Below are 25,262 nucleotides of genomic sequence, written 5' to 3'. Positions count from 1 at the left end.
GCTTGTCGTGGGCCTTTTTGGTGAAGGGGTTCTTTAAAGGCCCGGCAGCGGTGACTATGTCTATCTCATGCTCAAACCTCTTTTAATCTCCTGTGGCCTCATGCTGCCCAATTGGGCCTTGGCGCAAGATTGTGTGATCTTGCTGCATGGGTTGGCGCGCAGCGAAGCCTCTTTTGCTTTGATGGCGCGGAGCCTGCGGGGGCAGGGGTATCACGTGGTGAACCCAGAATTTTCCACGCGGGGCAAGCCGATTGAGGCTTTGGTGAGTGAAACTTTGCCGGAGGCTGTCGCGGGCTGTGGTGCGCGGCGGCTCCATTTTGTGACCCATTCTTTGGGTGGTATTATGGTACGGGCCTATCTGGCCTGGGCCAAGCCTGAAAACTTAGGCCATGTGGTGATGCTCGGCCCGCCGAATAAGGGCTCAGAGGTGGTGGATGCGATGCAGGCACTCGCGGCCTTTGATTGGGTCAATGGACCGGCAGGGCGGCAATTGGGCACAGACGCCAGCAGTTTTCCAAACCGCTTGCCAAGGGTCAATTTTTCACTGGGCATCATTGCCGGCACGGTCAGTTTTAACCCGGTCTATTCCAATTTCATTGACGGGCCGGATGATGGGAAAGTCTCCGTCGAGAGCACCCGTGTGGAAGGGATGCGCGACCATTTGATATTGCCTGTGTCTCACAGTTTCATGATGAACAACCCATTGGTCATTGCGCAAGTATCTCACTACTTAAAGACTGGAGCTTTTGATGCCAGCCTCACCCTGCGCGAGGTCAGCTTGGATATGATCCTCAAGGCCTTAAGGCTACGCTCAGGCGACCCGCATCGTCCGTGATCCGGCGTCTGGCTAGCCGTGCAAGGGCGTTATGTGCGAAAGTTGACATGACCCATCTTGCGGCCGGGTTTGACCTCCGATTTGCCATATAAATGCAAGGCCGCATTGGTTTTGCGCAGCTCTGGCACACGATCCATATCGGCTCCAATCAGATTTTCCATGCGTATATCACTGTGGCGGCTGCCATCGCCCAAGGGCCAGCCGGCCACGGCGCGGATATGCTGCTCAAATTGGCAAATATCGCAGCCGTTTTGGGTCCAATGACCTGAGTTGTGCACGCGCGGGGCAATCTCATTGACGATCAACCCGTCTGCGGTCACGAACAGCTCGACGCCCATCACACCGACATAATCCAGAGCATTCAGGATTTGTCCGGCCAATAGAACGGCATCCATGCGTTGGGCGGCGCTTAAACTGGCCGGCACTGTCGTGCTGTGCAAAATTCCCTCGCGGTGCACATTCTCGCCCAGATCATAGCAGGCGACCTGACCATCACTGGCGCGGGCGGCGATGACAGAGACCTCATGGCTGAAATTGATAAAGCCCTCCAAAACGGAGGGCGCGCCCTGCATGGCCTGCCATGCCTCGGCCATATCTGAAGCGTCTTTGAGCCGGATTTGCCCCTTGCCGTCATATCCCATCCGGCGGGTTTTCAGTATGGATGGGGTGCCGATGGATTGGGCGGCCGCTTCCGCCTCTGCCGCGGTGGTCACATTGGCATAGGGCGCCACTTTGAGCCCCAGCCCGGTGAGAAACTCTTTCTCTGACAGGCGGTCTTGTGAGATGGCCAAGGCTCGGCGGCCTGGATGAATAGGGCGGATCTGCTCGAGGATATCCAGAGCCGAGGTCGGGATATTCTCAAATTCATAGGTAATCACATCCACCGATTGGGCAAAACGGCGCAGCGCCGCGTCATCCTCATAGGAGGCGGTGGTGACTTGATGGGCCACGTGACCGGCCGGAGGATTGGCGCCGGGCTCAAAAATATGCGTCTTTAGCCCCAAACGGCTGGCGGCCACTGCGAGCATACGGCCCAATTGGCCACCACCCAAAATTCCAATGCAGGCCCCGAGGGGCAGAGGGTTACTCATCAACGGGCTCCTGGGGAATAGAGGCGGATAGGGCCGCGCGCCAGGCGTCAAGCCTTGCGGCGATGTCTGGATCCTGCGTGGCCAAAATGCCAGCTGCCATCAGCCCGGCGTTGGCCGCACCGGCCGGCCCAATCGCCATGGTGGCCACGGGATAGCCCTTTGGCATCTGAAGGATCGAATAGAGGCTGTCGACCCCTGAGAGCGCTTTGGTTTGCACAGGCACGCCCACAACTGGGATGCGGGTTTTTGAGGCCACCATGCCGGGCAAATGCGCCGCCCCGCCGGCGCCTGCGATAATCACTTTCAAGCCTCGCTCCACCGCGCTTGTGCCATAATCCCAAAGGCGGTCTGGCGTTCTATGGGCTGAAACTATTTTGCTTTCATAGGGAATGTCCAAGGCGTCGAGAATTTCGGCGGCATGTTTCATTGTTGGCCAATCTGATTGGCTGCCCATTATTATTCCGACATGCACCATTTGAATGTTCCATATGTAGCGCTAAGAGAAAGGCCGAGTTAACCCATTGCCGGGGATTAGGCAATAATATCGGGGGTAAGTTCATCCTCAAGCCTGGCGATTTTATCCTTAAGGTGGAGTTTTTTCTGTTTCAGGCGTTTCACCGCCAGCTGGTCACCGGCGCGGTCCACCAAGGCAGAAATGGCGAGATCAAGATCGCGGTGCTCTTGGCGAAGCACGGCAAGTTGAATGGTCATAACCTCTTGCGGATTGAGTTGTTGACTGCCTGCCATGGGAGACCTCATGAGTTTCTGCCTTTCGCTTAAAGGTTTTTAAACCAATTGAGAAGCGGGCTCTTGCGCAATTGCACCGCCAGCCCCATATTTGACGAGATACGATTGCCTCTTGAGGGATCTGCTATTCTGTCGCTTTGCAAAAGGACGAAGACATGTCTAAATTGACTCTTGGAACTCATCCGTTCCTTTTGGGCTTTGACCAGCTTGAACGTTTGGTTGAGCGTACGGCCAAAACGGGTAACGAAGGCTACCCGCCGTACAATATCGAACAGACTTCAGAAAACTCTTACCGCATCACACTGGCCGTGGCTGGTTTTGCGGAAGACGACCTCACAATCACTGTGGAGGACCGGCAATTGGTGATCCTGGGCCGGCAGGGCGAGGAGACCGGCGAGCGGGTTTATCTGCACCGCGGCATCGCTGCGCGGCAGTTTCAGCGGACCTTTGTTTTGGCCGATGGCGTCGATGTTGGGGCTGCGATTATGGAGCATGGGTTGTTGCATATTGACCTCAAGCGCGCTCTACCAGAGACTGTTATACAGAAGATTGAAATCCAGAAAGGATCCTGAGATGAAAGATCAATTCGGCGTTTTAGAAGATCGCATTGTTTATCTCAAACCAATTGATAAGGCCGATCTTCCAGAGGAAATTTTTGAAGAAACCGGGGAGATTGAGCAACTCTGGTCGGTGCATAACTCCGAAGGTGAGCAATTGGCATTGGTTGGGGATTTAGCCCAAGCCTATGACATGGCCCGCGAGTTTCGCTACTCGCCAATGACTTTACATTAGACTCGCAAGGCTCTGTTAAAGAATATATTTAAGACCTCTGGATAATCCAACCGCCAAGCTAAATGACTTTACCCGGTGGCAACACAGGGATGCGCCTGCCAGCCCCCGGCAGGCGCAAAATTTCACTGCGATTTTGAGCATTTTGCGCCTAGCTGTCCTTGTCTCCGCTGCGCCCTATGCGCCGATGAGACCCATGCTCTCCAGTTTGAGCAAGACCTGATGGGCGCAATTGTCGACCTCGACACTCTCAGTTTCGAGCCGCAATTCCGGTGCGTTGGGCACATCATAGGGATCTGAAATACCTGTGAATTCCTTGATTTTTCCAGCGCGGGCCAATTTGTACAGGCCTTTGCGGTCACGCCGTTCGCATTCTTCGATGGAGGTGGCGACATGCACCTCCACAAAGGCTCCAAAAGCCTCCACATCTTCGCGCACGGCCTGCCGTGTGGTGGCATAGGGGGCGATGGGGGCGCAGATGGCGATGCCGCCATTTTTGGTGATTTCCGAGGCCACATAGCCGATCCGGCGAATGTTCAGGTCGCGGTGTTCTTTGGAAAATCCCAGTTCCGAGGATAGATTCTTGCGCACAATATCCCCGTCCAGCAAGGTCACCGGCCGACCGCCCATCTCTATGAGCTTTACCATCAAAGCATTTGCAATTGTTGATTTTCCTGATCCAGAAAACCCGGTGAAAAAGACGGTAAATCCCTGTTGCGCCCGCGGTGGTCGTGATTTACGCAATTCGGCCACCACCTGGGGGAAGCTGAACCATTCGGGAATGTCCAAGCCCTCCGACAGGCGCCGGCGCAGCTCTGTGCCGGAGATATTTAGCACCGTGCAGCCGTCTTCAACTTCATCGGCGGGCTCATATTGGGCGCGGTCCTGCACGTATACCATATGTTTGAAATCCACCATCTCCAGGCCAATTTCCGCCTCATATTTGCGAAACAGGTCTTGCGCCTCATAGGGGCCGTAGAAATCTTCTCCTGCTGAATTTTTCCCCGGTCCGGCATGGTCGCGGCCGACGATGAAATGGGTGCAGCCATGGTTGGCGCGAATAAGCCCGTGCCATACCGCCTCGCGCGGCCCGCCCATGCGCATTGCCAAATTGAGCAGCGACATCGCCGTGGTCGAGGATGGGTATTGATCAAGGACCGCCTCATAGCAGCGCACGCGGGTGAAGTGATCGATGTCGCCGGGTTTGGTCATGCCCACCACCGGGTGAATGAGCAGATTGGCCTGGGCCTCCTTGGCGGCGCGGAAGGTTAACTCTTGGTGAGCCCGATGCAGCGGGTTGCGGGTTTGAAACGCCACCACGCGGCGCCAACCCATTTTCCGAAAATAGGCGCGCAGCTCATTGGGGGTATCGCGCCGGCCGCGAAAGTCGTAATGAACTGGCTGTTGAATGCCCGTCACGGGTCCACCGAGATAGACCGCCCCTGCGGTATTGTGCAGATAATTGACAGCCGGATGGGCCATGTCATTGGTGCCAAAAACCTGTTCGGCTTCGCGGTCTTTGTCGGGTGTCCAGCGGTCTGTTACGGTCATGGTCGCGAGAATGACGCCCTCTGGGTCACGCAAAGCGATATCTTGGCCCAACTCAAGGCTGCTGGCAAATGCCTCACTCACATCCAAAGTGATTGGCATGGGCCAAAGCGCCCCGTCACTCAAACGCATATGGGCCACCACGCTGTCATAATCAGCCTGTCCCAAGAATCCCTTCAAGGGATTGAACCCGCCGTTCATCAGCAATTCCAAATCGCAGACCTGCCGCGGCGTGAGATCCCAGGAGGTGAGCTCTGCCGCCTCGAGCTTCATTTTCTGCGCGCTGTCATAGCTGACGTATAATTCGGGGATCGGTGTTAAATTGTTTTGCATAATATGTATCTCGAGAAGGTCGCTTTGCGCAGAAGCCTCGCCAGTTGTAGGTGACAAAACCGCTTGCGGAGTTGAGAGATTTAGCAGAGAGACTTGCGCCGCCTGCGCCGGGTTGATGGAATGTTATTTTATTTCAGAGCCAGTTGACCAGAGGGTTAAACGAATATGGTATTAATAAATTAGATTGTACTTTTAAGTTGAATTCATCGACAGGGCAACCAATTACGCCCGCATCGATTACATGGCGCTTTTGGCGGCCGGGCCGGGGGCTGGAGTGGTTTTGACTTTGAGCAACACAGGCATCGCCCAAAGCCAAAGCGTTAGTCCTGACCGGCCAAAAACCGCTCGGCTTCCAGAGCTGCCATACAGCCCATTCCGGCACTGGTGACGGCTTGGCGGTATTTGTGATCGGTCAGATCACCGGCGGCAAACACACCGGGAATTGAGGTTTCGGTGCTGTCGGGTTTGGTCACCACATACCCGCCCATATGGGTTTCCAGCACGTCTTTGACCAGCTCATTGGCGGGCGCATGGCCGATGGCAACAAAGACGCCTTTGCAAGGCACATCCGTGATTTCACCGGTTTTAGTGTGTTTCACCTTCACGCCTTCAACACCTAAAGGCATATCTGTACCATAGACTTCGTCAATCTCATGGAACCACATCGGCACGATTTTTTCATTCTTCATCAGCCGGTCGATCAAGATCCTCTCGGCGCGCAGCTCGTCGCGTCGGTGAATTAATGTGACTTTTGAGGCGAAATTGGTCAGAAACAGCGCCTCTTCAACCGCGGTATTGCCGCCGCCGACCACAACGATTTCTTGACCGCGATAGAAAAAACCGTCGCATGTCGCACAGGCCGAAACGCCAAATCCTTTGAATTTTTCCTCACTGTCAATGCCAAGCCATTTTGCCCGTGCGCCGGTTGCCAAAATCACCGCATCACAGGTGTAAAGCGTGCCGCTATCGCCTTGAGCTTTGAAGGGGCGTTCCGAGACGTCCAGATCGGTGATGATATCGCCGATGATTTCCGTGCCCATGGCCTTGGCGTGGTCTTGCATACGGATCATCAAGTCGGGGCCCTGCACTTCGCTGTCCCCGGGCCAGTTCTCCACTTCGGTGGTTGTGGTCAGTTGCCCGCCGGGCTCGATGCCCTGAACCAATATCGGATTGAGCATGGCTCTGCTGGCATAAACCCCGGCCGTGTAGCCGGCAGGACCGGAGCCGATGATCAAGACTTTCGTGTGGCGTGTATTGGACATGCGATTTCCTACAGGTAAGTGTTGCTGCTGCATATATACAGGCCAGCCGCCGGGCAAAAGCCCAAACCGGGACCTTTGCGACTACAGGTCGCTATACGAATTATTATTGCGCAGTGTTGAAATATTATTGCGCTGGGTGCGTCATTTGGGTATGATTTCCCAACACTGCGAAAGGGTACCCGTTTATGCACCGTCTGGATGACATTGATCGTTTGATTTTGGCAGAGTTGCAAGCCGATGGGCGGATGACAAATGTTGAGCTGGCCAAAAGGGTCGGAATTTCCGCGCCTCCCTGCCTGCGCCGCGTGCGCACTTTGGAGGAAACCGGCTATATCGGCGGCTATCATGCGGATATTGATGCGCGCAAATTGGGCTTTGAAGTTCAGGTCTTCGCCATGGTCGGGCTGCAAAGCCAGGCAGAGGCGGATCTATCCGCCTTTGAGATGCGCTGCCTGCGCTGGCCGCTCGTGCGTGAGTGCCATATGCTCAACGGCGAGGTGGATTTCATCTTGAAATGCGTCGCGCCCGATCTGTCGACATTCCAATCCTTTTTGACCGAAGAGCTGACCTCAGCGGAGAATGTCGCCTCCGTTAAAACATCGCTGGTCATCCGCGGCGCAAAAGATCAACCCGGCGTGCCCTTCGAGGTGCTCGAAGAGCGCTTGTCAAAACAACCCTAAGCACAGCACCCCACCTCCGAACCAAAACCAACCGGTCGCCCTATGTGGCAGGGCGGGCGCGGAGCAAGGCTTTGTGGCACCGCTGATTAATTCATACAACGCGGGACAAAGCTGTCCTCGACGCGCCAGCGACGAAAACCTTCATAGCTCTTTGCAGGTTTCACTTCGCTAATGAGTTGTGTACGATAATTGTTAAAAAAAATTTGGAGAAAATTTGATGAAAGTATTTATTTCTTGGAGCGGTACACGAAGTAAGGCTATGGCCAATGCATTAAAGGAGTGGATTCCTCTAATCGTACAACACGCAAAACCGTTTGTTTCGGACAAGGACATTTCAGCTGGGGATCGTTGGGCGAAAGCAATCGCAGGGGAGCTTGAAAGTTCAGATTTCGGAATCCTATGCATCACTCCAGAAAACATTTCGTCGGAATGGATAATGTTTGAAGCGGGCGCTCTTTCCAAATCCATGCAGGTCGGAAAGGCCATTCCCTTACTATTTGGCCTCGAATTAAGTGATCTAAGCGGTCCTTTGCAGCAGTTTCAAGCGTCGAAGGTCAATGAGCAGGGAATGCTGGAAACGCTCAATGCCATCAATGCAGCTTCCGACGACAAGAAGACCGATGATGCACATATTCAACAACTCGTACCAGCACTTTGGCCGAAACTTCAAGAAAAAATTGATGCAATTCCAGCAAAAACAGAATCAAAAAATCATGTGCGCCCGCAAACCGAAGTCATGGAAGATTTGGTTTCTCAAGTACGCGGATTAGCCACCAGAATGTCCGCCTTCGACCCTGACTGGGCCGAAGGACAACTGCGCGCGTCGGGATCACGAGTACGGAGCATTCACCCAAGGTTTATGGATAAAATGTTAATGATGACCGCAGAAGAACGAACCGGCAGCTATGGGCTACTCATTGCCGCAGGGCTTTGTAGAGAAACAATGCCTTGGATTTCAGAAATTCTTGTAGAAGCACATAGAGAACTAAAAAATGCACCCCCGAAACAAGCAAGCAGGGTTGCTGAGGATTTGAGACGTACACTTAGGTCGATGACCCGAAGTCGCTATGCAGGAATGCTTTTTGACGACAGCAAGTATTCACGGATGATGATTATTGAGTTGTCATTTTTCGTGGATCGGTTCGTTGATCGTATTATTTCTGGGCAGATCAGCGATGATGAGGATAGCAGCGTTAACGACAGCGACGGTTTAATGTAAACTGATTTTGACAGCATTAAGATTGAGAAATCGGAGGTGTGTGGAATATTTCTTGCCAAATGCCCCGGTTGCCAATGGAGAAGTCCGCAGCACCAAAAATTTGGACTCAAAACTGCCGTGCATTGCCCGGTGGCAACACCGGGCAGCGCCTGCCTGCGCCCCGGCAGTTGCTGCCCTCATTTTGTGGTGTAATGGCGTTATGCAGAGGTCTTAGGACGTTACAGGCAAATACAAGAGATCAGCCGGCCATAGTCGGGCTGGTGCTCGTGCACCGAGCGGCGATAAGAGTAAAACTGATCCGGCGCGCTATAGGTGCAATGGCCCGTCCATGCCGCCTCCTTGATCCCGGCTGCGCGCAGCTGGTCCAAACTGTAGCTTGGCAGATCGAACTGATAACGATCGCCCCTGCCCTGAGCGAAAAAGCGCAGGGCGTCTGGGGCGTCGTGGCAGATCTCTTCAAGAAATTCCGGTCCAACCTCATAGGCCCTTTGACTGATGCAGGGTCCGATGACCGCGCAAATATCTTGTCGCTGGGCGCCCAAGGTCTCCATAGCCGCGAGGGTATTTTGCAAAATCCCCAATTTGGCGCCCTTATAGCCCGCATGGGCGGCGCCAATGACGCGGGCTTTCGCGTCATGAAACAACACAGGCTGGCAATCGGCCGTAAGAACCCCCAAGATCACGCCCGCAGTCGCGGTCACCATGGCATCGGCTTTGGGCGCAGCGGTGAGCGGAGCGGTTAGGATCTGCACCTGCGCTGAATGAGTTTGATGCACCGATTGCAAGCGATCGGCTGGCCGTCCAAAAAAATCCGCAACCGCTGCGCGATTGCTCTGGACCGCGTCAGGCCTGTCACCCGAGCCTTTGCCGCAATTCAACCCATGATAAATACCCGTTGAGCTGCCGCCCATCCGGGTGAAAAACCCATGTGACACCTCCGACAGAAGGTCAGACGTGAGGGGGGTGAGCGTCATGGTTCAAGCCCCGGCGGTACAGCCGCGCTCTCTGCCACAAAGCCCATGACCTTGAATAGCCCGCCCATCTCGTCAGGGTGGGTGAGGCGGCGATGCGCGGCAATGTGGGAGTCAAGCGCCGCTCCGCTTAGGGATTTGGCCAGGGTTTGCGCGCGCTGGGTCAGTCCCAATCGCTCCAAAAATACCCCCTGCGTGGTCAAACGGGTCGGGCGCAGCCCTGCGGCCTTGGCCGCGTTATACAGGGCCTCAAAGTCCAGATGGGCTGTGAGATCTGCGGTCCCGGGCGCGGCTAGGGGATCGGCGGGTTGATGATGGCCCACGGCCTGCACTGTATCGCCTTGAGAGCGCCAATCGCCATAGTCAACGATCAGCGCCGCACCGCCGTGATCGGCGATACGCTGGGACAGCTCGGCCACAATGGGCGGGAGCGCGGGGCAATATTCAACGATCATGCCGGGTTCGGTATCCTCAAGCCGATGGTCGAGAAAATGATAGGGTTGCGGCGCGGCCTTGCCAAAGCACAGGCCATTGGCGCCGCATCCCACCAATATCTCTTCCCAGCCCGCCGAGTGGCGGCGAAATTGCCGGATGGGCAGGGCGTCAAAAAACTCATTGGCAATGAGAAAGAGGGGCGCTTGTGGCAGTCCGCTTGCCTCGGCGTGATGGATTACACCGGGCAGCGCATCGGATTGGAGCCGGCGCAATCTTGGCGAGGCTTCGATCATATGGATTGGCAAGCTGTCAAAGCCCGGTACAGCCGGCGCAATGCGGCGCAGGTCTTGCATCAATGTGCCTCGTCCGGGCCCCAACTCCACCACAATAGCATCCCTGGGTGCGCCCTGCGCTTGCCATGTGGCACCAAGACAGAGGCCGATCATTTCCCCGAACATTTGGCTTATTTCGGGAGCGGTGATGAAATCGCCGCTGCGGCCGAAGGCCTCTTGCTGCGTGTAATAGCCGTGCTTGGGGTGGAGCAGGCACTCCCCCATATAATCGGCAAGGGTCAATGGGCCGTGCTGCCCAATGCGTTGGCGCAATGTCTCGGCCAAGGCGTTCATGGCCGGGCGCGTGCCTTTTGGATCAACCATAGCCCAGCCAGAAGCATCGGCAGGGTTAGAATTTGTCCCATGGTCAGACCGGTCGGACCCAGTTGCAAGGCGTAGCCAATCGGGTTGTCCAAGGTTTGAAACTGCGCATCTGGTTGGCGCACCCATTCGACCATGAACCGCGTAAGACCATATCCGATCAAAAAGATCCCGGTTAACAGACCGCTGCGGCGCAATGCCCCTGTGCGAAACAGAAGATAAAGCAAAAGCGCGCCCAGGATAAGCCCTTCACCCAAGGCCTCATAGAGCTGCGAGGGGTGGCGCGCACAAAGGCCGGCGGCCGCCTGAACACATGTTTGAGCGTCCTCGCCCGGAAAGATCACCCCCCAAGGCAGGGTGGTCTCTCTGCCCCAGAGCTCGGCATTGATGAAATTGGCCAGCCGGCCAAAGAGCAGGCCCGCCGGAGCAGAGGCCGCCATCACATCCGAGGCTTTTAGCAGTGCGATCTTATGCTTGCGGCAAAACAGCAATCCGGCCGCGACAACGCCCAGAAAACCGCCATGAAAGGACATGCCCCCGTCAAAAATTCGGAGGGCTGCCGCGGGGTTGGCGAGGTAATAGCTGGGGTTGTAGAACAGCACATAGCCCAATCGCCCCCCGATGATGATGCCAAAGATTAACCAGGTGATGAGATCATCCAGGTTTGCTTCGCTGAAAGCTGGCCGATCTTGCGGCCAGAGCGCAGGCCGGCGCAGGGCGCGGCGCATGATCCAAGAGGCAAGCAAAATACCCGCGATATAGGCCAGAGCATACCAGCGCAGGGCGAGTTCAAACCCACCCAAGCTAAAATCCATGCCAGCCAGTGAAAACTGCCAGAGCGGTATGTCCACCGAAAAGAGGGTGGGCGAGACATCAGGAAAGGGAATCGAAGCGATCATAACCCTTCATTCCCAGAGCGGCGCTGTAAGTCAACCTTGAGTTCCGCGATATTAGCCCCCATATAAGACCAAAGCGACTTATCGCCGCCAAGGAGACAGATGATGCAAAGCAAGAATAAGTTCATGGATGATATGAGCCAAATCATGACCAATGCGATGGGTGTCGCGCAAGGCGCCAAGGACGAGGCCGAGAATGCCATGAAAAGCTTCATGGACCGCTGGCTGGCGGATCGCAATTTTGTCACCCGTGAAGAGTTCGACGCGGTGCGGGCCATGGCGCAAAAAGCGCGGGCGCAAAATGAAGACTTGAGCGCGCGGCTTGAGGCGCTAGAAGCGGCCGCTGCGAAAAAGGCTCCGAAATCCAAGGCGGCGCCCAAGCCCTAAGCAAAGCCGCGCCACTGCCCAACACGAATCTCGTGGGCGCGTGACTGGTTCAGCTGCTAAAAGGCCGTCCCTCGGGGCGGCCTTTGTGGTTTTGCGGCTGCGGCGTGGTGATTTTGCCGTCTTGTCCACAGATAAATGACTTATCCCCAGATAAATGACTCGACAGAATCCCGGTCAAAGGACACCATAGATTGTATAGAGGTATTCGATGACCGCAAAATCTTGGGGAGTGTACAAGAGGTTGTGGAGCTGCCGGATCGGAGTTTTTGACCCGGAAAGGGGTTCTTTATGGCACTGTCCAATCACGCCTATGATTTTGAAGATCTGCATCCCATAGATATCGTGGAAGATATTGCCACCCATCAAGAATGGCAGTTCGACCGGATTGCGGATGATCAAATCTCAATGGAGATGGCCGGACAATGGCGCAGCTATTCCATCACTCTGGCGTGGTGTGAAGCCGATCAAACTCTACGTTTGATCTGTAGCTTCGAGATGGACCCGCCGGCCCATCGGATGCCCGCGCTCTATGAGGCGCTCAATGCGGTCAATGATATGTGCTGGGCTGGCAGTTTCACCTATTGGGGCGCGGAGCGGTTGATGGCTTATCGCTATGGGTTGATCCTTTCCAACGCCCAAATGGCGACACCCGATCAGATTGATACAATGATTTCTGCCGCCGTCATGTCCGCTGAGCGCTATTACCCAGCCTTTCAAATGGTCACATGGGGCGAAAAAGACCTTGAGACAGCACTGAAAGTGGCCATTGCAGAGGCTCACGGCCACGCGTAGGATCTGCGGTGAAAGGCGAATACGGGTTTAGAGATGTTCTCAAATAATATTTTAAAACGTGGCTTGGTGCTGCTTGGCTGCGGAAAAATGGGGTCGGCCCTCTTGAGCGGTTGGCTCGAACAGGGGATGGATCCTAAATCTGTTTGGATCTTGGATCCGAAACCCAGTGATTGGCTTTTGTCAATTGGCGTGCGGGTCAATGAAATGCTGCCCGACGACCCCGCCGCGGTTTTGGTGGCGGTCAAACCCCAGATGATGGGGGAAGCTCTGCCGCGATTGCAGCGGTTTGGTTCGGCGACAACTTTGTTTATTTCAGTGGCCGCCGGCACGCCCATTTCGGCCTTTGAGGATGTTTTGGGCAAATCCACGCCAATTGTGCGCGCCATGCCCAATACGCCGGCGGCCATTGGACAAGGAATAACAGCGCTCATCGGCAATGGACGAGCCACGGAAAAAGACGTTGCAGAGGCGCAAAGCCTGATGGCGGCCGTGGGTCAAACGCTTGTGTTGCAAAATGAGCAACAAATGGATGCGGTGACGGGTCTGTCTGGCTCTGGCCCGGCCTATGTATTTTTAATGATCGAGGCTTTGGCTGCGGCGGGTGTAAACCAAGGGCTGCCAGAGGATATGGCGATGCAGCTTGCGCAGGCCACTGTGGCGGGGGCAGGGGCTTTGGCCATTCACTCTGGTGAGAGCGCCGAGCAACTTAGGGTCAACGTCACCAGCCCCAATGGCACGACCCAAGCGGCGCTTGAGATCTTGATGCGCAACGAGTCTGGATTGCCGCAACTTTTGGATCAAGCCGTGGCCGCTGCCAGCCAACGATCGCAGGAGCTGTCAAATGGCTGAGATCACCTATGCGGATTTTGCCAAGCTTGATATTCGCATTGGCCATGTCACTCAAGCCGAACCCTATCCCGAGGCCCGCGTGCCAGCCATCAAGCTTTGGGTGGATTTTGGCGGCGATCTTGGGATTAAGAAATCTTCCGCGCAGCTGGCCGATCATTATACGCCCGAAGCGTTGGTTGGAACCCAGGTTCTGGCCGTGGTGAACTTTCCGCCGCGCCAGATTGGTAAGGTGATGTCTGAGATTTTGGTGCTGGGTGTGCCGGATGAGGCGGGCAAAGTGGTGTTGATGCGGCCAGATCAGGATGTGCCTATTGGCGGGCGATTGTTCTAATGCGGGGGGTGTTGCGCAACAGCATCGGCGCTCCGAGTCCACATACTGGTTGAGGTGCCACCGAGATGTCTACACCGCAGGGAGATGTCACCATTCGTGCGGCCCGGCCAGAGGATGCAGCTGATATTCGGGCGATTTATGCGCCTTTCGTGCAAGAGACTTCCATTTCTTTTGAAACCGTTCCACCCAGTGTGGAGACCATGGCTGAGCGCATAGCCAGCAACCTTGCCAGCCATGGCTACTTTGTGGCGCAGTCAGATGCGGGAATTTTAGGCTTTGCCTATGCCAGCCCCTATCGTTCCCGTCCGGCCTATGACCGCACCGCAGAGGTCAGTGTTTACGTGGCGCCCGAGGGACAGGGTCGCGGCCTTGCCCAGGCGCTCTATCGGATGCTCTTTGCACATTTGGCCGCCCGCGGGTTTCATACGGCGGTGGCCATTGTCACCTTGCCAAATCCGCAGAGTGCGCAGTTGCACGAACGCTGTGGCTTTGCCCATGTGGGAAGCTTGCAGGAGGTTGGGCGCAAATTTGACCAATGGCATGGAACAGCGATTTACCAGCGCATGATTGGGCAGGCCGATTTGCACTCTGCGGTGCGGCGCGTGGAGGCCAGCGATACCGTGGCTTTGGCGCAGGTGCTCACGCTTATTCAAACCTCCTTTGCCTATATGACTGGACGGATTGATCCGCCCAGCTCCATGCATCAGCTGACCATCAGCAAGCTGGCAGAGGCGGCAAAAGGCAGCTGGCTTTTGGCTCTGGGCGATCCCGTCGCCGCTTGCCTTCTGGCCACGCCTTTGCCCCATGCGCTGTATCTGGGAAAAATTGCCATTTCGGAGGATCTGCGTGGCCGGGGCGTGTTGCGTGCGCTGCTGGCGGCGAGTGAGGCATTGGCCCGCTCTATGAGCCTCTCCCGCCTTGAGCTGCAGGTGCGTCTTGAGCTGGTGGAGAACCAAAAAATATTCGGCAAATGCGGATTTATTGAGACCGCGCGCAATGCCCATCCGGGTTATGATCGCGTGACGGAAATCACCATGCAAAAAACCCTCTGACAGGGAAGCGATCCGGCGATCACATCCATTTGTGCATCTGTGCCAAATCAAGCTTGCCAAGTTTTGCCATCAGTCGCGCGCGCAGTTTGCGCATGGCAGCCAGCCATTTTTCGGGCTCCATCGCTTTGAAGGCCATGTAATCGGCGACTTGCGGATGCGGTAGGATCAGAAAGCGTTCCTCCTCCATCGCATCTGCTATGCGCTGGGCTGCGGTCTTTGGGCTCAATACATCTGGCAAAGGGGCGGCCGCGCCGGGATCATCATATCCCAGCATTGGCGTGGCGACATATTGCGGGCAAACAACTGAGACTTTGAGGCCTTCGTGCCCATGGGAAATGGCCAGGGCTTCGGCGAAACCGACGGCGGCGTGTTTGCTGGTGGAATAGGCCGCATCGCCAATCTGGTTGAGCAGCCCCGCAGCCGAGGCCATCTGCACGAGATAGCCCTGGCCACGCGCCAGCATGGCCGGCAACACGGCACGGCAGGCATAGACATGCGCCATGACATGCACCTCCCAGGCGGCCTGCCAAATCCGATCTGGCGCTGAGGCCGCGTGACCTGGCTCGCCTGCGCTGAATCCGGCATTGGAAAAGAAAATATCCACCGGGCCAAGGGTTACTTCGACCTCTTTCACAACGGCCTGAATGCGGCTTTCGACAGTCACATCGCAGACCATCTGCAGCGCGCCCAACTCCTGGGCCAGGTCGTTCAGCGCGGGGGCATTGAGGTCGCAGAGCGCCAAGCGCGCGCCGCGCTGGGCAAATTCACGGGCCAAAGCCGCGCCAATGCCGCCCGCGGCACCGGTGAGGATAATTATCTTGCCTTGGAATTCCAAAGGGATCTCCCTGATGTCTGGCACTGCTCGCGGCCTTGCATGGGATGCAGCTGTGCATCCACTGCCGGCGTTATGGGCATGAGCTTCTGTACGGCAAGGCTGGCGTTTTGCGCGCCAAGGGTCAATGTCAAATTGCGCGATGCACAAAGGGGGACGCATAGCCCTGTATAGATTTAAGGCGCGCTGCCGTGTTATGGCTTGCGAGCCGTGAGCGGAGCGGTATGCTGTATTTTGCGCAAACCGCGATGGCTCTATCGGCCTTTGGCCGCCCGTATGGGGTCTGTGCTGCTAAGAGAAGGGGTTGAAAATGCACTGGGATGAATTCTCTGACTGGGGTGCAAAAATTTCTCAATGGGCCGCAGATTACCATAAAAATCTACGCGACCGCCCGGTGCGCGCGCAAACGGCGCCGGGGGATGTGGCCGCTCTTTTAGAGCACAGCGCCCCGGAGACGCCGCAGTCCATGGAAGAGATCATGGCCGATTTTGAGCGGGTGGTGATGCCAGGGATGACCCATTGGCAGCACCCAAGGTTTTTTGCCTATTTCCCAGCCAATGCCGCCCCTCCGTCTATGCTGGCAGAGATGCTGGTCTCAACCATTGCGGCGCAATGTATGCTTTGGCAGACCTCACCGGCGGCGACGGAGATGGAAACCGTGATGCTCGATTGGTTGCGCCAAGCCATTGGTCTTCCCTCAGGGTTTTCTGGTGTCATTCAAGATTCGGCCTCCTCGGCGACATTGGCGGCGGTGCTGACCATGCGCGAGCGGGCGCTGAATTGGCAGGGCAATCGCTCTGGGCTATCGGGCGGGCCGCGGCTGCGTATCTATTGTTCGGCAGAGGTTCACACATCGGTAGATCGCGCCATATGGGTGGCGGGAATTGGTCAAGACAATCTCGTGCGCATCCCCATTGGCGGCATCCGCCGCGGCATGGATCCGGTGGCGCTTCGGGCAGCGATTGAGGCCGATATTGCGGCGGGATATTTGCCGGCGGGGGTGATCGCCTGCACCGGCGGCACAGGCACCGGCGCCTGCGATGATCTTACAGCTGTGCTTGGCGTGGCCAAAGAGTTTAACCTTTACAGCCATGTGGATGCGGCTTGGGCCGGCGCGGGCATGATCTGCCCTGAATTTCGTGCGCTATGGGCCGGGATTGAGGGCGCGGACTCCCTCGTGTTTAATCCGCATAAATGGCTCGGTGCGCAGTTTGATTGCTCGGCGCATTTCCTTGCCGATCCTGCAAGTCTGGTCAAAACTCTGGCCATTCAACCGGAATATCTCAAAACCCATGGCCGTGACGGGGTGATTAATTATTCCGAGTGGTCTTTGCCCCTCGGGCGGCGGTTCCGCGCGTTAAAGCTGTGGTTTTTGCTGCGCTCGTACGGGCTTGAGGCCCTGCGCCAGAGGCTGCGCAATCATGTGGCTTGGGCTGAGGGTTTGGCTGATCAATTGTCACAGCATCCTCAATTTGAGATTGTGACTGCGCCGGTTTTATCCCTGTTCACCTTTCGATTGGCCGGCTGCGATGATGCGGCGCAAATTGCCTTTGTAAACCGGATCAATGACGATGGGCGGATTTATATCACACAAACGCAAGTGGATGGGCAGATTGCCGTACGGTTCCAGATTGGTCAATTTGATGTGACCCAAGACGACGTGCAATGTGCCTATCAGGTGCTCTGCGAGCTGGCTGCATAATTTCAGCGAAGGGCAAGAAACAGTCGCAATTGCCGCAAAACTGTGGCATGGCCGGGTGACAAACGAGATGGAACTGAGATCATGGCGCAACTCATCACAATTTTGAACGGTCCCAATTTGAACCTTTTGGGACAACGTCAGCCGGAAATTTACGGGCATGACACATTGGACGATGTGGCAAACTCCTGCACCGCGGTGGCGGCGCAATTCGGGCTGCGCTGCGAGTTGATGCAAAGCAATCATGAGGGTGCGCTGATTGATATGATCCACACGGCCCGTCAAACCTCAGCGGGCATTATCATCAACCCTGCGGCCTTCACCCATACGTCGATTGCTTTGCTCGACGCTTTGCATACCTTTGAGGGCCCGGTTCTCGAGGTGCATATTTCAAATGTGCATAAACGCGAGAGCTTCCGCCATTCGTCTTATGTCTCGTTGAGAGCAGATGGGGTGATCGCCGGGTTCGGTGTCCAAGGCTATAGTCTGGCGATGCAGCGCATGGGGCATATTCTGGCGCCCAAGGGTTAAGGGGATCGCCCCTGATTTTGAAGCCGCGCCAACCCGCCTAAGAGAATTTCGGTTGCCAGATCGGCATAGGTTTCCCGGCTCAAGCCGCGGCCCGGTTGGTGCCAGAGGTAGAACCAATTGACCATGCCAAAGAGCGACATGGTGAGCGGGCGCAAATGATCTGGGTCTTGCTCTAGATATTCGGGCGCGGCGGCAGCAATGGCCTGGGAAAATTCCTTGACAATAGACCGTTGGATGTCCGCCAGTATATGGCGTTGCGCCTGGGGCAGGGCCGTTGTGCTTTGCAATTGTAATCGATGCTCTGCATCTGCGCCGCGGTACATATGCAGCAGTTTTCTCACCAATTGACGCAGCTGCAGCTCAGGATCTTCGGCCTTTGGCAGGGCTTTTAGGCCCTCGTAGAGCGTCGTGAGATGGCTGTGCAAAATGTCAAAAAGCAGCTGCTCCTTGCTGTCGTAATAGTGATAAATCAAGGATTTGGAGATGCCGCAGGCCCCCGCCACCCCATTGACCGACGCGCGATCATAGCCGTGGTCTGCGAAATAGACCGCGGCCTGTTTCAAGATCGCGCTGCGTTTTTCGCGGTGGTCCTTGGCGATGGGGCGGGCCACAGGTTAGCGCGCTGCTCGGTTGTCGATGACCCGTACGGCTTTGCCTTGAGATCTGGCGACGGAATTGTCAGCGCCTGCGCGTACCTCTGCGGTGATGCCGATATTGGCCTTAATGAGAGTTGCCAGGGTGTCACCGGCGGCGCTATCGCCCTCCACATGCACAATCATGTGATCCATCGGGCCTTTTTTGACCAGTTCAATCTGAAAATGCGCCGCCAATTGTGGCACCTTCATCAATTGCTCTTCGATCTGCGTCGGAAAGACATTGACGCCGCGCAGGATCATCATGTCATCGCTGCGGCCGGTGACTTTTTCCATGCGCCGCATGCTGCGCGCAGTGCCAGGTAGGAGCCGGGTCAGATCACGGGTGCGGTATCGAATGATTGCAAAAGCTTCTTTGCTCAGAGAGGTGAAGACCAATTCCCCAAGCGCCCCATCGGGCAGAACCGCGCCAGTTTCGGGATCAATGATCTCCGGGTAGAAGTGGTCTTCCCAAATATGTAGCCCGTCTTTGCTTTCGACGCATTCGCAAGACACACCGGGCCCCATCACCTCTGAGAGGCCGTAAATATCCACCGCATGCATATCAAACGACTGCTCGACCTCCTCGCGCATTGCGTTGGTCCAAGGTTCGGCGCCAAAAATACCCACTTCTAGCGGAGATTTGCGCGGATCGAGCCCTTGGCGCCGGTATTCGTCCAGAATTGACAGCATATAGGAGGGGGTGACTGTGATCCCAGTGGCTTGAAAGTCTTCGATCAAACGCACCTGCCGTTCGGTCATACCACCGGAGACGGGCACCACCGTCAGACCCATTTTTTCCGCGCCGCCATGCACACCCAATCCGCCGGTAAAAAGCCCATAGCCATAGGCATTGTGGAGCAGATCTCCCGCGCGCAGGCCGGACGCGCGCAAGGAGCGTTCCATCACCTCATCCCACATCGCCAAATCAGCTTTGGTATAGCCGACCACCGTGGGCTGGCCGGTGGTTCCAGAGGAGGCATGAATGCGGTTGATTTGACTGCGTGGCACGGCGAAGAGGCCAAAGGGATAGTTACTCCGCAAATCCGTTTTCACTGTGAACGGAAAGCGGGCCAAATCGGCCAGAGACTTCAGATCATCGGGATGCACGCCGGCCGCATCGAAGCTCTGTTTATAATGTGGCACATTGGTGTAGGCATGGGTCAAGGACCAGCGCATCCGCTCAAGTTGCAGCGCTTCGATTTCATCGCGGCTGGCGGTTTCAATGGCGCTTAAATCTCCGGGTTTTGGGGATAGATCTTTCATCTGTCTCGTCTCACAGTTTCTCAAGTATCATCGCAATGCCTTGCCCCACGCCGATGCACATGGTGCACAGGGCGCGTTTGTGGCCGTTCAGCTGCATTTCATGGGCGGCGGTCAAAGCCAGACGTGCCCCTGACATGCCCAGCGGGTGGCCAAGGGCTATGGCGCCGCCATTGGGGTTCACATGGGCGGCATCATCGGCCAGGCCAAGCTGCCGCATGACCGCCAAGCCTTGGGCGGCGAAGGCTTCGTTCAGTTCGATCAGATCAATGTCTGACAGTGTCAGCCCAAGCCGCTGCAAGAGCTTTTCGCTGGCCGGCGCAGGGCCGATGCCCATAATGCGCGGGGCGACCCCGGCCACGGCCGTTCCAAGAATGCGGGCCATGGGCTTGAGGTCAAAGCGCTCCACTGCGGCTTGTGAGGCGATGATGAGCGCTGCGGCCCCATCATTGACGCCCGAGGCATTGCCGGCTGTGACCGTGCCATTTTGCCGAAACGGGGTGGTGAGGCTGGCGAGTTTTTCAAGGCTGGTCGTGCGGGGGTGTTCATCTGTGTCAAAGATGATCGGGTCGCCGCGCCGTTGCGGCAGAGATATCGGCGTGATTTCCCGGGCAAATCGCCCCGCGGCCTGGGCTTGCGCCGCGCGGCACTGGCTGCGATGGGCAAAGGCGTCTTGATCGGCGCGCGATATGCCAAAATCGGCGGCCACATTTTCGGCTGTTTCGGGCATGCTGTCGATGCCAAAGCGCGCTTTCATCTCGCGGTTCACAAACCGCCATCCGATGGTTGTGTCGAAAATTTCAGCTTTTCGCGAAAAGGCGCTCTCGGCCTTGGGCATGACCATGGGCGCGCGGGTCATGCTTTCCACGCCGCCGGCCAGTATGATCTCCGCCTCCCCGGCTTTGATGGCACGAGCACCCATCGCGATTGCGTCCAGTCCTGAGCCGCATAAGCGGTTGAGCGTGACGCCCGCCACGCTCTCAGGCAAGCCTGCCAAGAGGGCCGCCATACGCGCCACATTGCGATTGTCTTCTCCGGCCTGATTGGCGCATCCCATGATCACATCATCAATGGCTGCAGGATCGAGGGTCGGCACATCGGCCAAAGTGGCACGGATCACATGGGCCAAAAGATCATCGGGCCGGGTTTGCGCCAAAGCGCCGCCAAACCGACCGATCGCGCTGCGACGCCCGGTGCACAGATAGGCTTCAGTCATGGTTGGAGCTCCTCAAAATGCTGACCTTTGATGCTGCGGGAGTGTCCCCGGAACTGGGCAATCACTTCGCCCGTGGCGCGGGTCACTTCAATATCATAAATGCCGCTGCGCCCGGCGTGGTGCAGCTCGCGGGCCGCGGCGGTGAGCTGATCGCCCAACTGGCCGGGGGCCAGAAAGCTGACGGAGCAGGTCTGGGCCACGACCCGTTGATTATAGCTGTTGCAGGCGTGGGCAAAGGCCGTGTCGGCCAGGGTGAAGATTAACCCGCCGTGGCATATCCCATGGCCGTTGAGCATCTGCTCTGTGACCTGCATGGTCACATTGGCCTGTCCGGGCGCGATATGGGTGACCTGCAACCCCAGCGCTTGACTGGCCGCATCATGGGCACCCAAGGCCGCGGATGATTTTTCAGCGATTTGTTGCGCGGTGAGGGGCATTTTAGGATCCTGAATACTGTGCGGGGCGCTTGTCGAGGAAGGCTGTAACGCCTTCGAGGTAATCTGCCGACTGGCCGCAGGCGCGCTGAATTTCCGCTTCAAGCGCCATATGCGCCTCGAGATCCATTTGCCCCGCTTTGTGGATGGCATGTTTGGTCTGTGCCAAACCCAGGGTCGCGCCCTTGGCCAGGTCTGCGGTCATCTGCTGTGCAGCCTCCAAAAGCGCATCGGGGTCGAAGCATTGCCAAACCAATCCCCAGTCTTGGGCGGTTTGCGCTGTGATGGGCGTGGCGGTCATGGCCCAGGCCTTGGCGCGCAGCGGTCCCAAGATTTGCGCCAAATGATAGGTGCCACCCGCATCAGGGATCAGCCCAACTTTGGCAAAGCTTTGTACAAATTTTGCCGTGGTGGCCGCCAGGACAATATCGCAGCCAAATACAATATTGGCGCCGGCCCCGGCCGCGACGCCATTGACAGCGCAGACGACAGGTTTGGCCAATGAGCGCAGGCGCTGCACCAGAGGATTGTAAAGCGTGCTCAGGGTATGGCCCAGATCAGGGGGGCCGCCCAATCTGCGCGGATCGCGGCCCTCAAGATCTTGCCCAGCGCAAAATCCACGCCCGGCACCGGTGAGCAATAGCGCGCGCACCTCGGGCTTTTCTGCCTCCGCAAGCGCCGCGCTGAGGGCGGCATGCATCTCGTCATTAAAGGCGTTGAGCCGATCGGGTCGGTTCAATGTGATCTGCATCCAGCCGTCGGTGTGTTGGGTCAGGATCGTGTCGGACATGCGGACCTCCAATGCGGGTTATACAAATAACTTGCATAGACCGACCGCTTGGTCAATTAATATTCCAAGTTTTACACAGAGGTGCGCCGGTGTTGGATCAAGATCATTTTTCAAGCTATGCTATGGGGCACTGGCTCCGCTCAGACAGCAGCGGGCGGCAGGTTCGCTCGGCGGTCACCGGTGAGACCCTCGGCGTTCTGGGCGGGGTGCCAGATGTGGCGGCCATGCGGGACTATGCCAAAAGCCACGGGGGGCCGGCTCTGCGCGCATTGAATTTTCACGACCGTGCGCGCATGCTCAAAGCCCTCGCCTTGCATCTCAAGGCCCATCGCAAAGCGCTCTATGACTTGTCGTTCCTTACTGGCGCCACGCTTGCGGACAGTCAGATTGATATTGACGGGGGCATTGGCACCTTGTTGGTCTATGCGTCCAAAGGGCGCCGCGAAATGCCCGAGGGGTTTGTTCTGCCCGATGGCGAGCTGGAGGTGCTCAGCCGTGACGGCAGCTTTCTTGGCCAGCATGTTTTGACACCGCGCCAAGGGATTTCATTGCAAATCAATGCGTTCAACTTTCCAGTGTGGGGCATGTTGGAAAAGCTTGCTCCCAGTCTTTTGGCTGGGGTGCCCAGTCTGGTCAAACCGGCCAGTGACACGGGCTATCTGACGCAAGCCGTAGTGCGGTTGATCGCAGATAGTGGAATTTTGCCCGACGGCGCGCTTCAGCTGATCATGGGCGCCACGGGGGATCTTTTGGACTGTCTGGACGCGCAAGACACTGTGGGTTTCACCGGCAGCGCTGCCACAGCCATGGCCCTGCGCAGCCGGCCATCACTTTTGCAAAACGCCGTGCGCTTCACTTCGGAACAAGACAGTTTGAATGGTTCTGTGCTGGGGCCGGATATAGAGCCTGGGTCTGCGGAATTTGATCTCTTCATCACCGAGGTGCACCGTGAAATGACCACGAAAGCGGGGCAAAAATGCACCGCTATCCGGCGCATTATGGTGCCCGAGGCCCATTTGCAGGCGGTGACTGCGGCCCTGTCAGAGCGGCTGGCGGCCACGAAAATTGGCCATCCGGCTCAGAAAGAGACGCAGATGGGCGCCTTGGTCTCTCAGGCGCAACGCGAGGATGTGCGGGGCAAATTACAGCTTCTGGCGGGGGAATGCGATGTTGTATTCGGCGATGCGCAGCACTGCGTGGTCAGCGGGGCCGATGCCAAAGAGGGGGCATTTATGTCGCCTGTGCTGCTCAACTGTCCAGATCCTGATGCCGCCAAGACCGTTCATGAGATTGAGGCCTTTGGCCCGGTCTCCACGGTCATGGCTTATCGCGATGTGCCCCATGCAATTTCCTTGCTGAACAAGGGTGGCGGCTCGCTGGTGGCCTCTGTCATCACCCATGATCCACAGGTGGCACGGCAGGTGGTTTTGGGGGCGGGGGCGTTTCATGGGCGTCTTTATTTCAACGACCGGGTATCTCAGGCCGAGAGTACAGGCCATGGCGCGCCCTTGCCGCATATGGTGCATGGCGGGCCAGGCCGCGCGGGCGGCTCAGAGGAATTGGGCGGTCTGCGCGGTGTGAAACATTTTATGCAACGCAGCGCCATTCAAGGCAGCCCGGATATGCTTTCAGCCATCACGGGAATTTGGGTGACAGGCGCGGCGGAGCATGTGGGGCCTGCGCATCCCTTTACGCGCAGTTTTGATGCGCTTCAGATTGGCGAGACCCTTCACACCGCTGCGCGTGAGGTCACGCTGGCCGATATTGAGCATTTTGCCGAGTTTACCGGTGATCGGTTTTACGCGCATATGGATGCCGAGGCAGCCAAGGCCAATCCGTTTTTTCCAGACCGCGTCGCGCATGGGTATTTGTTGCTCAGTTTTGCCGCAGGTCTTTTTGTGGAGCCAAGTCCTGGCCCGGTGCTGGCCAATACCGGGCTCAATGCGTTGTCGTTTCAAAAGCCGGTCGTTGCGGGTGACTGCATTTCGGTGCAGCTTACAGTCAAGCGCAAGACGCGCCGCACGGAGGCCTATGGGGAAGTGCGCTGGCATGTGGCCCTGCGCAACCAAGATCGCGATTTGGTGGCGGAATATGAATTGTTGACCATGAATTCATATGGTGAAACCAAAGGGGCATGACGGAGCAACCTGCGCCTCTTGCCCAATTGATTCACCATCTGCACGCCCAGGGGCGGTTGCGGGTATGGTCGGTGATTGTCACGATTTTGGGCGAGTTGGGCGAACCGGAGGGGGGCGAGCTCTCGATGTCCGCGCTTCTTGAGCTCTGCGCGGCGCTAGACATTGAGCCGCAAGCGGTGCGCACAGCCATGTCGCGCCTGTCCAAAGAAGGTTTGGTCACGGGCCGGCGCCTGGGGCGGCAAGCGTTTTATCGTTTCTCAAGCGCGGGTCTGGAGCAGTACCACCGGGCCGCGCGCCAGATTTATGCGGCGCCCCGCGACATTGAGCATTGGTGCTATGGGTTGATCGGGCCGGATGTGGATCTGGCTGAGTTGCAAAAAGACTGCGCGGCTGAGCCGCCCTTGATTTTAGGGGCGCGGCTTGCCTGTTGGCCTGCTGCGGCCATGCCAGAGGGATTGAAGCCTTGGCGCGACAGGCTTGTGATTTTTGACAGCACGCCGTCTACCTTTCCAGATTGGGCGCGCAGGCAGGTGTTTCCCGCGCTGAATGCTGAGATCTGTGGTGTGATCGCACGCCTCTGCGGCGCTCTTGATGGGCATGTGCTGACGGTGCCGCAGGCCCGATTGACCCGGCTTTTGCTTGTGCATTTTTGGCGTCGCTTGGTGCTGCGTTATCCTACCATTGAGGCACCGCTCGATGATTGGCCTTTGGCGCGTGCGCATCGCGCGCTGGCCAGTCTCTATCCGCAATTGGTGCAGATGAGCGGCGGGACGCCAGATTGTGCGACACGCTTTGCTTATGTTACAAAGCAATATTGATTTATTTATTTTTGTAATATAATCTTTCGCGGACATTTG

At 56.9% G+C, this 25,262-nt stretch carries 28 protein-coding genes; 14 read left to right on the top strand and 14 right to left on the bottom strand.

Features of this window, described 5'->3' with window-relative positions; translation table 11 throughout:
- Positions 1-67 precede the first annotated feature (67 nt).
- Positions 68-835 (top strand): alpha/beta fold hydrolase, encoded by a 768-nt coding sequence (locus RCA23_RS10590; RefSeq protein WP_044050290.1) that lies wholly within the window; start codon positions 68-70, stop codon positions 833-835.
- Positions 836-864: 29 nt separating this feature from the next.
- Here the strand turns inward: RCA23_RS10590 and RCA23_RS10585 are convergent, their stop codons facing one another.
- Genes RCA23_RS10585 through RCA23_RS10575 form a run of 3 tightly spaced genes read right to left on the bottom strand, consistent with a single transcriptional unit; the run spans position 865 to position 2,673 of the window.
- Positions 865-1,926, bottom strand: a complete 1,062-nt coding sequence (locus tag RCA23_RS10585; protein ID WP_044050289.1) for a 5-(carboxyamino)imidazole ribonucleotide synthase — start codon at positions 1,924-1,926, stop codon at positions 865-867.
- Positions 1,919-2,401, bottom strand: a complete 483-nt coding sequence (gene purE, locus RCA23_RS10580; protein ID WP_044050288.1) for a 5-(carboxyamino)imidazole ribonucleotide mutase — start codon at positions 2,399-2,401, stop codon at positions 1,919-1,921. The genes RCA23_RS10585 and purE overlap by 8 nt, the downstream gene beginning before the upstream one ends.
- Before the next feature lie 56 nt (positions 2,402-2,457).
- Complete coding sequence (locus tag RCA23_RS10575) at positions 2,458-2,673, bottom strand: YdcH family protein (protein ID WP_169701393.1); 216 nt, start codon at positions 2,671-2,673, stop codon at positions 2,458-2,460.
- 155 nt (positions 2,674-2,828) lie between these two features.
- On the opposite strand from RCA23_RS10575, the gene RCA23_RS10570 reads away from it, so the two are divergent.
- Together RCA23_RS10570 and RCA23_RS10565 are read left to right on the top strand one after the other, a co-directional pair.
- A complete protein-coding gene (locus RCA23_RS10570) occupies positions 2,829-3,245 on the top strand; it encodes an Hsp20 family protein (RefSeq protein ID WP_044050286.1) in 417 nt (138 codons plus the stop codon).
- Between the two features lies 1 nt (position 3,246).
- Entirely contained in the window at positions 3,247-3,465 is a 219-nt protein-coding gene (locus RCA23_RS10565) for a DUF1150 family protein (RefSeq protein ID WP_044050285.1), read from the top strand.
- Positions 3,466-3,639: 174 nt separating this feature from the next.
- On the opposite strand, the gene RCA23_RS10560 is transcribed toward RCA23_RS10565, so the two are convergent.
- Both RCA23_RS10560 and trxB read right to left on the bottom strand, forming a co-directional pair.
- Positions 3,640-5,343 (bottom strand): bifunctional sulfate adenylyltransferase/adenylylsulfate kinase, encoded by a 1,704-nt coding sequence (locus tag RCA23_RS10560; protein WP_044050284.1) that lies wholly within the window; start codon positions 5,341-5,343, stop codon positions 3,640-3,642.
- 320 nt (positions 5,344-5,663) lie between these two features.
- Positions 5,664-6,605, bottom strand: a complete 942-nt coding sequence (trxB, locus tag RCA23_RS10555; protein WP_044050283.1) for a thioredoxin-disulfide reductase — start codon at positions 6,603-6,605, stop codon at positions 5,664-5,666.
- Positions 6,606-6,790: 185 nt separating this feature from the next.
- On the opposite strand from trxB, the gene RCA23_RS10550 reads away from it, so the two are divergent.
- A complete protein-coding gene (locus RCA23_RS10550; protein WP_044050282.1) occupies positions 6,791-7,285 on the top strand; it encodes an Lrp/AsnC family transcriptional regulator in 495 nt (164 codons plus the stop codon).
- A 217-nt stretch (positions 7,286-7,502) separates the two neighbouring features.
- Positions 7,503-8,504 (top strand): TIR domain-containing protein, encoded by a 1,002-nt coding sequence (locus RCA23_RS10545; RefSeq protein WP_052377137.1) that lies wholly within the window; start codon positions 7,503-7,505, stop codon positions 8,502-8,504.
- 218 nt (positions 8,505-8,722) lie between these two features.
- On the opposite strand, the gene pgeF is transcribed toward RCA23_RS10545, so the two are convergent.
- From pgeF to lgt, 3 genes are read right to left on the bottom strand one after another with little or no spacing between them, the layout of a single operon-like run.
- Positions 8,723-9,478, bottom strand: coding sequence for a peptidoglycan editing factor PgeF (gene pgeF, locus RCA23_RS10540; protein WP_044050281.1), 756 nt, complete (start codon positions 9,476-9,478; stop codon positions 8,723-8,725).
- Complete coding sequence (locus tag RCA23_RS10535) at positions 9,475-10,566, bottom strand: class I SAM-dependent methyltransferase (protein WP_236631349.1); 1,092 nt, start codon at positions 10,564-10,566, stop codon at positions 9,475-9,477. The genes pgeF and RCA23_RS10535 overlap by 4 nt, the downstream gene beginning before the upstream one ends.
- Positions 10,533-11,462 (bottom strand): prolipoprotein diacylglyceryl transferase, encoded by a 930-nt coding sequence (gene lgt, locus RCA23_RS10530; RefSeq protein ID WP_044050280.1) that lies wholly within the window; start codon positions 11,460-11,462, stop codon positions 10,533-10,535. The genes RCA23_RS10535 and lgt overlap by 34 nt, the downstream gene beginning before the upstream one ends.
- A 102-nt stretch (positions 11,463-11,564) precedes the next feature.
- On the opposite strand from lgt, the gene RCA23_RS10525 reads away from it, so the two are divergent.
- The 5 genes from RCA23_RS10525 (at position 11,565) to RCA23_RS16665 (ending at position 14,870) form a co-directional block, all read left to right on the top strand.
- Entirely contained in the window at positions 11,565-11,846 is a 282-nt protein-coding gene (locus tag RCA23_RS10525) for an accessory factor UbiK family protein (RefSeq protein ID WP_044050279.1), read from the top strand.
- 288 nt (positions 11,847-12,134) lie between these two features.
- Positions 12,135-12,638, top strand: a complete 504-nt coding sequence (locus tag RCA23_RS10520) for a type III secretion system chaperone family protein (protein ID WP_044050278.1) — start codon at positions 12,135-12,137, stop codon at positions 12,636-12,638.
- Between the two features lie 33 nt (positions 12,639-12,671).
- Positions 12,672-13,487 carry a pyrroline-5-carboxylate reductase gene (proC, locus tag RCA23_RS10515; protein WP_044050277.1) on the top strand — a complete coding sequence of 272 codons (816 nt, stop codon included), beginning with the start codon at positions 12,672-12,674 and terminating at the stop codon, positions 13,485-13,487.
- Complete coding sequence (locus RCA23_RS10510; RefSeq protein ID WP_044050276.1) at positions 13,480-13,818, top strand: tRNA-binding protein; 339 nt, start codon at positions 13,480-13,482, stop codon at positions 13,816-13,818. Before proC ends, RCA23_RS10510 begins: the two co-directional genes overlap by 8 nt.
- 65 nt (positions 13,819-13,883) lie before the next feature.
- Positions 13,884-14,870, top strand: coding sequence for a GNAT family N-acetyltransferase (locus tag RCA23_RS16665; RefSeq protein WP_081870949.1), 987 nt, complete (start codon positions 13,884-13,886; stop codon positions 14,868-14,870).
- A gap of 19 nt (positions 14,871-14,889) precedes the next feature.
- Here RCA23_RS16665 and RCA23_RS10500 read toward each other — a convergent pair whose 3' ends face one another.
- Positions 14,890-15,729 (bottom strand): SDR family NAD(P)-dependent oxidoreductase, encoded by an 840-nt coding sequence (locus RCA23_RS10500; RefSeq protein ID WP_236631348.1) that lies wholly within the window; start codon positions 15,727-15,729, stop codon positions 14,890-14,892.
- 283 nt (positions 15,730-16,012) lie between these two features.
- On the opposite strand from RCA23_RS10500, the gene RCA23_RS10495 reads away from it, so the two are divergent.
- Positions 16,013-17,404 (top strand): pyridoxal phosphate-dependent decarboxylase family protein, encoded by a 1,392-nt coding sequence (locus RCA23_RS10495; protein ID WP_044050275.1) that lies wholly within the window; start codon positions 16,013-16,015, stop codon positions 17,402-17,404.
- Between the two features lie 81 nt (positions 17,405-17,485).
- Positions 17,486-17,932 carry a type II 3-dehydroquinate dehydratase gene (gene aroQ, locus RCA23_RS10490; protein WP_044050274.1) on the top strand — a complete coding sequence of 149 codons (447 nt, stop codon included), beginning with the start codon at positions 17,486-17,488 and terminating at the stop codon, positions 17,930-17,932.
- Here aroQ and RCA23_RS10485 read toward each other — a convergent pair.
- Genes RCA23_RS10485 through paaG form a run of 5 tightly spaced genes read right to left on the bottom strand, consistent with a single transcriptional unit; the run spans position 17,929 to position 22,267 of the window.
- Positions 17,929-18,543 (bottom strand): TetR/AcrR family transcriptional regulator, encoded by a 615-nt coding sequence (locus tag RCA23_RS10485; RefSeq protein ID WP_044050273.1) that lies wholly within the window; start codon positions 18,541-18,543, stop codon positions 17,929-17,931. The genes aroQ and RCA23_RS10485 overlap by 4 nt on opposite strands.
- A gap of 3 nt (positions 18,544-18,546) precedes the next feature.
- Positions 18,547-19,830 carry a phenylacetate--CoA ligase PaaK gene (gene paaK / locus RCA23_RS10480; protein ID WP_044050272.1) on the bottom strand — a complete coding sequence of 428 codons (1,284 nt, stop codon included), beginning with the start codon at positions 19,828-19,830 and terminating at the stop codon, positions 18,547-18,549.
- Positions 19,831-19,840: 10 nt separating this feature from the next.
- Positions 19,841-21,043, bottom strand: coding sequence for a 3-oxoadipyl-CoA thiolase (gene pcaF / locus RCA23_RS10475; protein ID WP_044050271.1), 1,203 nt, complete (start codon positions 21,041-21,043; stop codon positions 19,841-19,843).
- The gene (paaI, locus tag RCA23_RS10470; RefSeq protein ID WP_044050270.1) at positions 21,040-21,480 is read right to left on the bottom strand and encodes a hydroxyphenylacetyl-CoA thioesterase PaaI; all 441 of its coding nucleotides are present in this window, start codon (positions 21,478-21,480) and stop codon (positions 21,040-21,042) included. The genes pcaF and paaI overlap by 4 nt, the downstream gene beginning before the upstream one ends.
- Before the next feature lies 1 nt (position 21,481).
- Positions 21,482-22,267 (bottom strand): 2-(1,2-epoxy-1,2-dihydrophenyl)acetyl-CoA isomerase PaaG, encoded by a 786-nt coding sequence (paaG, locus tag RCA23_RS10465; RefSeq protein ID WP_044050269.1) that lies wholly within the window; start codon positions 22,265-22,267, stop codon positions 21,482-21,484.
- A gap of 89 nt (positions 22,268-22,356) precedes the next feature.
- On the opposite strand from paaG, the gene paaZ reads away from it, so the two are divergent.
- Positions 22,357-24,405 (top strand): phenylacetic acid degradation bifunctional protein PaaZ, encoded by a 2,049-nt coding sequence (gene paaZ / locus RCA23_RS10460; protein ID WP_268870326.1) that lies wholly within the window; start codon positions 22,357-22,359, stop codon positions 24,403-24,405.
- Positions 24,402-25,223, top strand: a complete 822-nt coding sequence (locus RCA23_RS10455) for a hypothetical protein (RefSeq protein ID WP_044050268.1) — start codon at positions 24,402-24,404, stop codon at positions 25,221-25,223. Before paaZ ends, RCA23_RS10455 begins: the two co-directional genes overlap by 4 nt.
- The last annotated feature ends 39 nt before the right edge of the window (positions 25,224-25,262 follow it).

It is taken from the genome of Planktomarina temperata RCA23 (assembly GCF_000738435.1).
Taxonomy (GTDB): Bacteria; Pseudomonadota; Alphaproteobacteria; order Rhodobacterales; family Rhodobacteraceae; genus Planktomarina; species Planktomarina temperata.
This window is presented reverse-complemented; position numbering and strand designations above follow the sequence as displayed.

Bases quoted from the DNA above. Each gene is read 5' to 3' on its own strand.
- RCA23_RS10570 (WP_044050286.1), top strand. From the start codon at position 2,829: ATGTCTAAATTGACTCTTGGAACTCATCCGTTCCTTTTGGGCTTTGAC.
- RCA23_RS10525 (WP_044050279.1), top strand. From the start codon at position 11,565: ATGCAAAGCAAGAATAAGTTCATGGATGATATGAGCCAAATCATGACC.
- RCA23_RS10590 (WP_044050290.1), top strand. From the start codon at position 68: ATGCTCAAACCTCTTTTAATCTCCTGTGGCCTCATGCTGCCCAATTGG.
- pcaF (WP_044050271.1), bottom strand. From the start codon at position 21,043: ATGACTGAAGCCTATCTGTGCACCGGGCGTCGCAGCGCGATCGGTCGG.
- lgt (WP_044050280.1), bottom strand. From the start codon at position 11,462: ATGATCGCTTCGATTCCCTTTCCTGATGTCTCGCCCACCCTCTTTTCG.
- RCA23_RS10560 (WP_044050284.1), bottom strand. From the start codon at position 5,343: ATGCAAAACAATTTAACACCGATCCCCGAATTATACGTCAGCTATGAC.
- paaG (WP_044050269.1), bottom strand. From the start codon at position 22,267: ATGTCCGACACGATCCTGACCCAACACACCGACGGCTGGATGCAGATC.
- paaK (WP_044050272.1), bottom strand. From the start codon at position 19,830: ATGAAAGATCTATCCCCAAAACCCGGAGATTTAAGCGCCATTGAAACC.
- RCA23_RS10585 (WP_044050289.1), bottom strand. From the start codon at position 1,926: ATGAGTAACCCTCTGCCCCTCGGGGCCTGCATTGGAATTTTGGGTGGT.
- purE (WP_044050288.1), bottom strand. From the start codon at position 2,401: ATGGTGCATGTCGGAATAATAATGGGCAGCCAATCAGATTGGCCAACA.
- RCA23_RS10575 (WP_169701393.1), bottom strand. From the start codon at position 2,673: ATGGCAGGCAGTCAACAACTCAATCCGCAAGAGGTTATGACCATTCAA.
- pgeF (WP_044050281.1), bottom strand. From the start codon at position 9,478: ATGACGCTCACCCCCCTCACGTCTGACCTTCTGTCGGAGGTGTCACAT.
- RCA23_RS10520 (WP_044050278.1), top strand. From the start codon at position 12,135: ATGGCACTGTCCAATCACGCCTATGATTTTGAAGATCTGCATCCCATA.
- aroQ (WP_044050274.1), top strand. From the start codon at position 17,486: ATGGCGCAACTCATCACAATTTTGAACGGTCCCAATTTGAACCTTTTG.
- RCA23_RS10550 (WP_044050282.1), top strand. From the start codon at position 6,791: ATGCACCGTCTGGATGACATTGATCGTTTGATTTTGGCAGAGTTGCAA.
- paaI (WP_044050270.1), bottom strand. From the start codon at position 21,480: ATGCCCCTCACCGCGCAACAAATCGCTGAAAAATCATCCGCGGCCTTG.
- RCA23_RS16665 (WP_081870949.1), top strand. From the start codon at position 13,884: ATGTCTACACCGCAGGGAGATGTCACCATTCGTGCGGCCCGGCCAGAG.
- trxB (WP_044050283.1), bottom strand. From the start codon at position 6,605: ATGTCCAATACACGCCACACGAAAGTCTTGATCATCGGCTCCGGTCCT.
- RCA23_RS10565 (WP_044050285.1), top strand. From the start codon at position 3,247: ATGAAAGATCAATTCGGCGTTTTAGAAGATCGCATTGTTTATCTCAAA.
- RCA23_RS10455 (WP_044050268.1), top strand. From the start codon at position 24,402: ATGACGGAGCAACCTGCGCCTCTTGCCCAATTGATTCACCATCTGCAC.
- RCA23_RS10495 (WP_044050275.1), top strand. From the start codon at position 16,013: ATGCACTGGGATGAATTCTCTGACTGGGGTGCAAAAATTTCTCAATGG.
- RCA23_RS10535 (WP_236631349.1), bottom strand. From the start codon at position 10,566: ATGGTTGATCCAAAAGGCACGCGCCCGGCCATGAACGCCTTGGCCGAG.
- proC (WP_044050277.1), top strand. From the start codon at position 12,672: ATGTTCTCAAATAATATTTTAAAACGTGGCTTGGTGCTGCTTGGCTGC.
- RCA23_RS10545 (WP_052377137.1), top strand. From the start codon at position 7,503: ATGAAAGTATTTATTTCTTGGAGCGGTACACGAAGTAAGGCTATGGCC.
- RCA23_RS10510 (WP_044050276.1), top strand. From the start codon at position 13,480: ATGGCTGAGATCACCTATGCGGATTTTGCCAAGCTTGATATTCGCATT.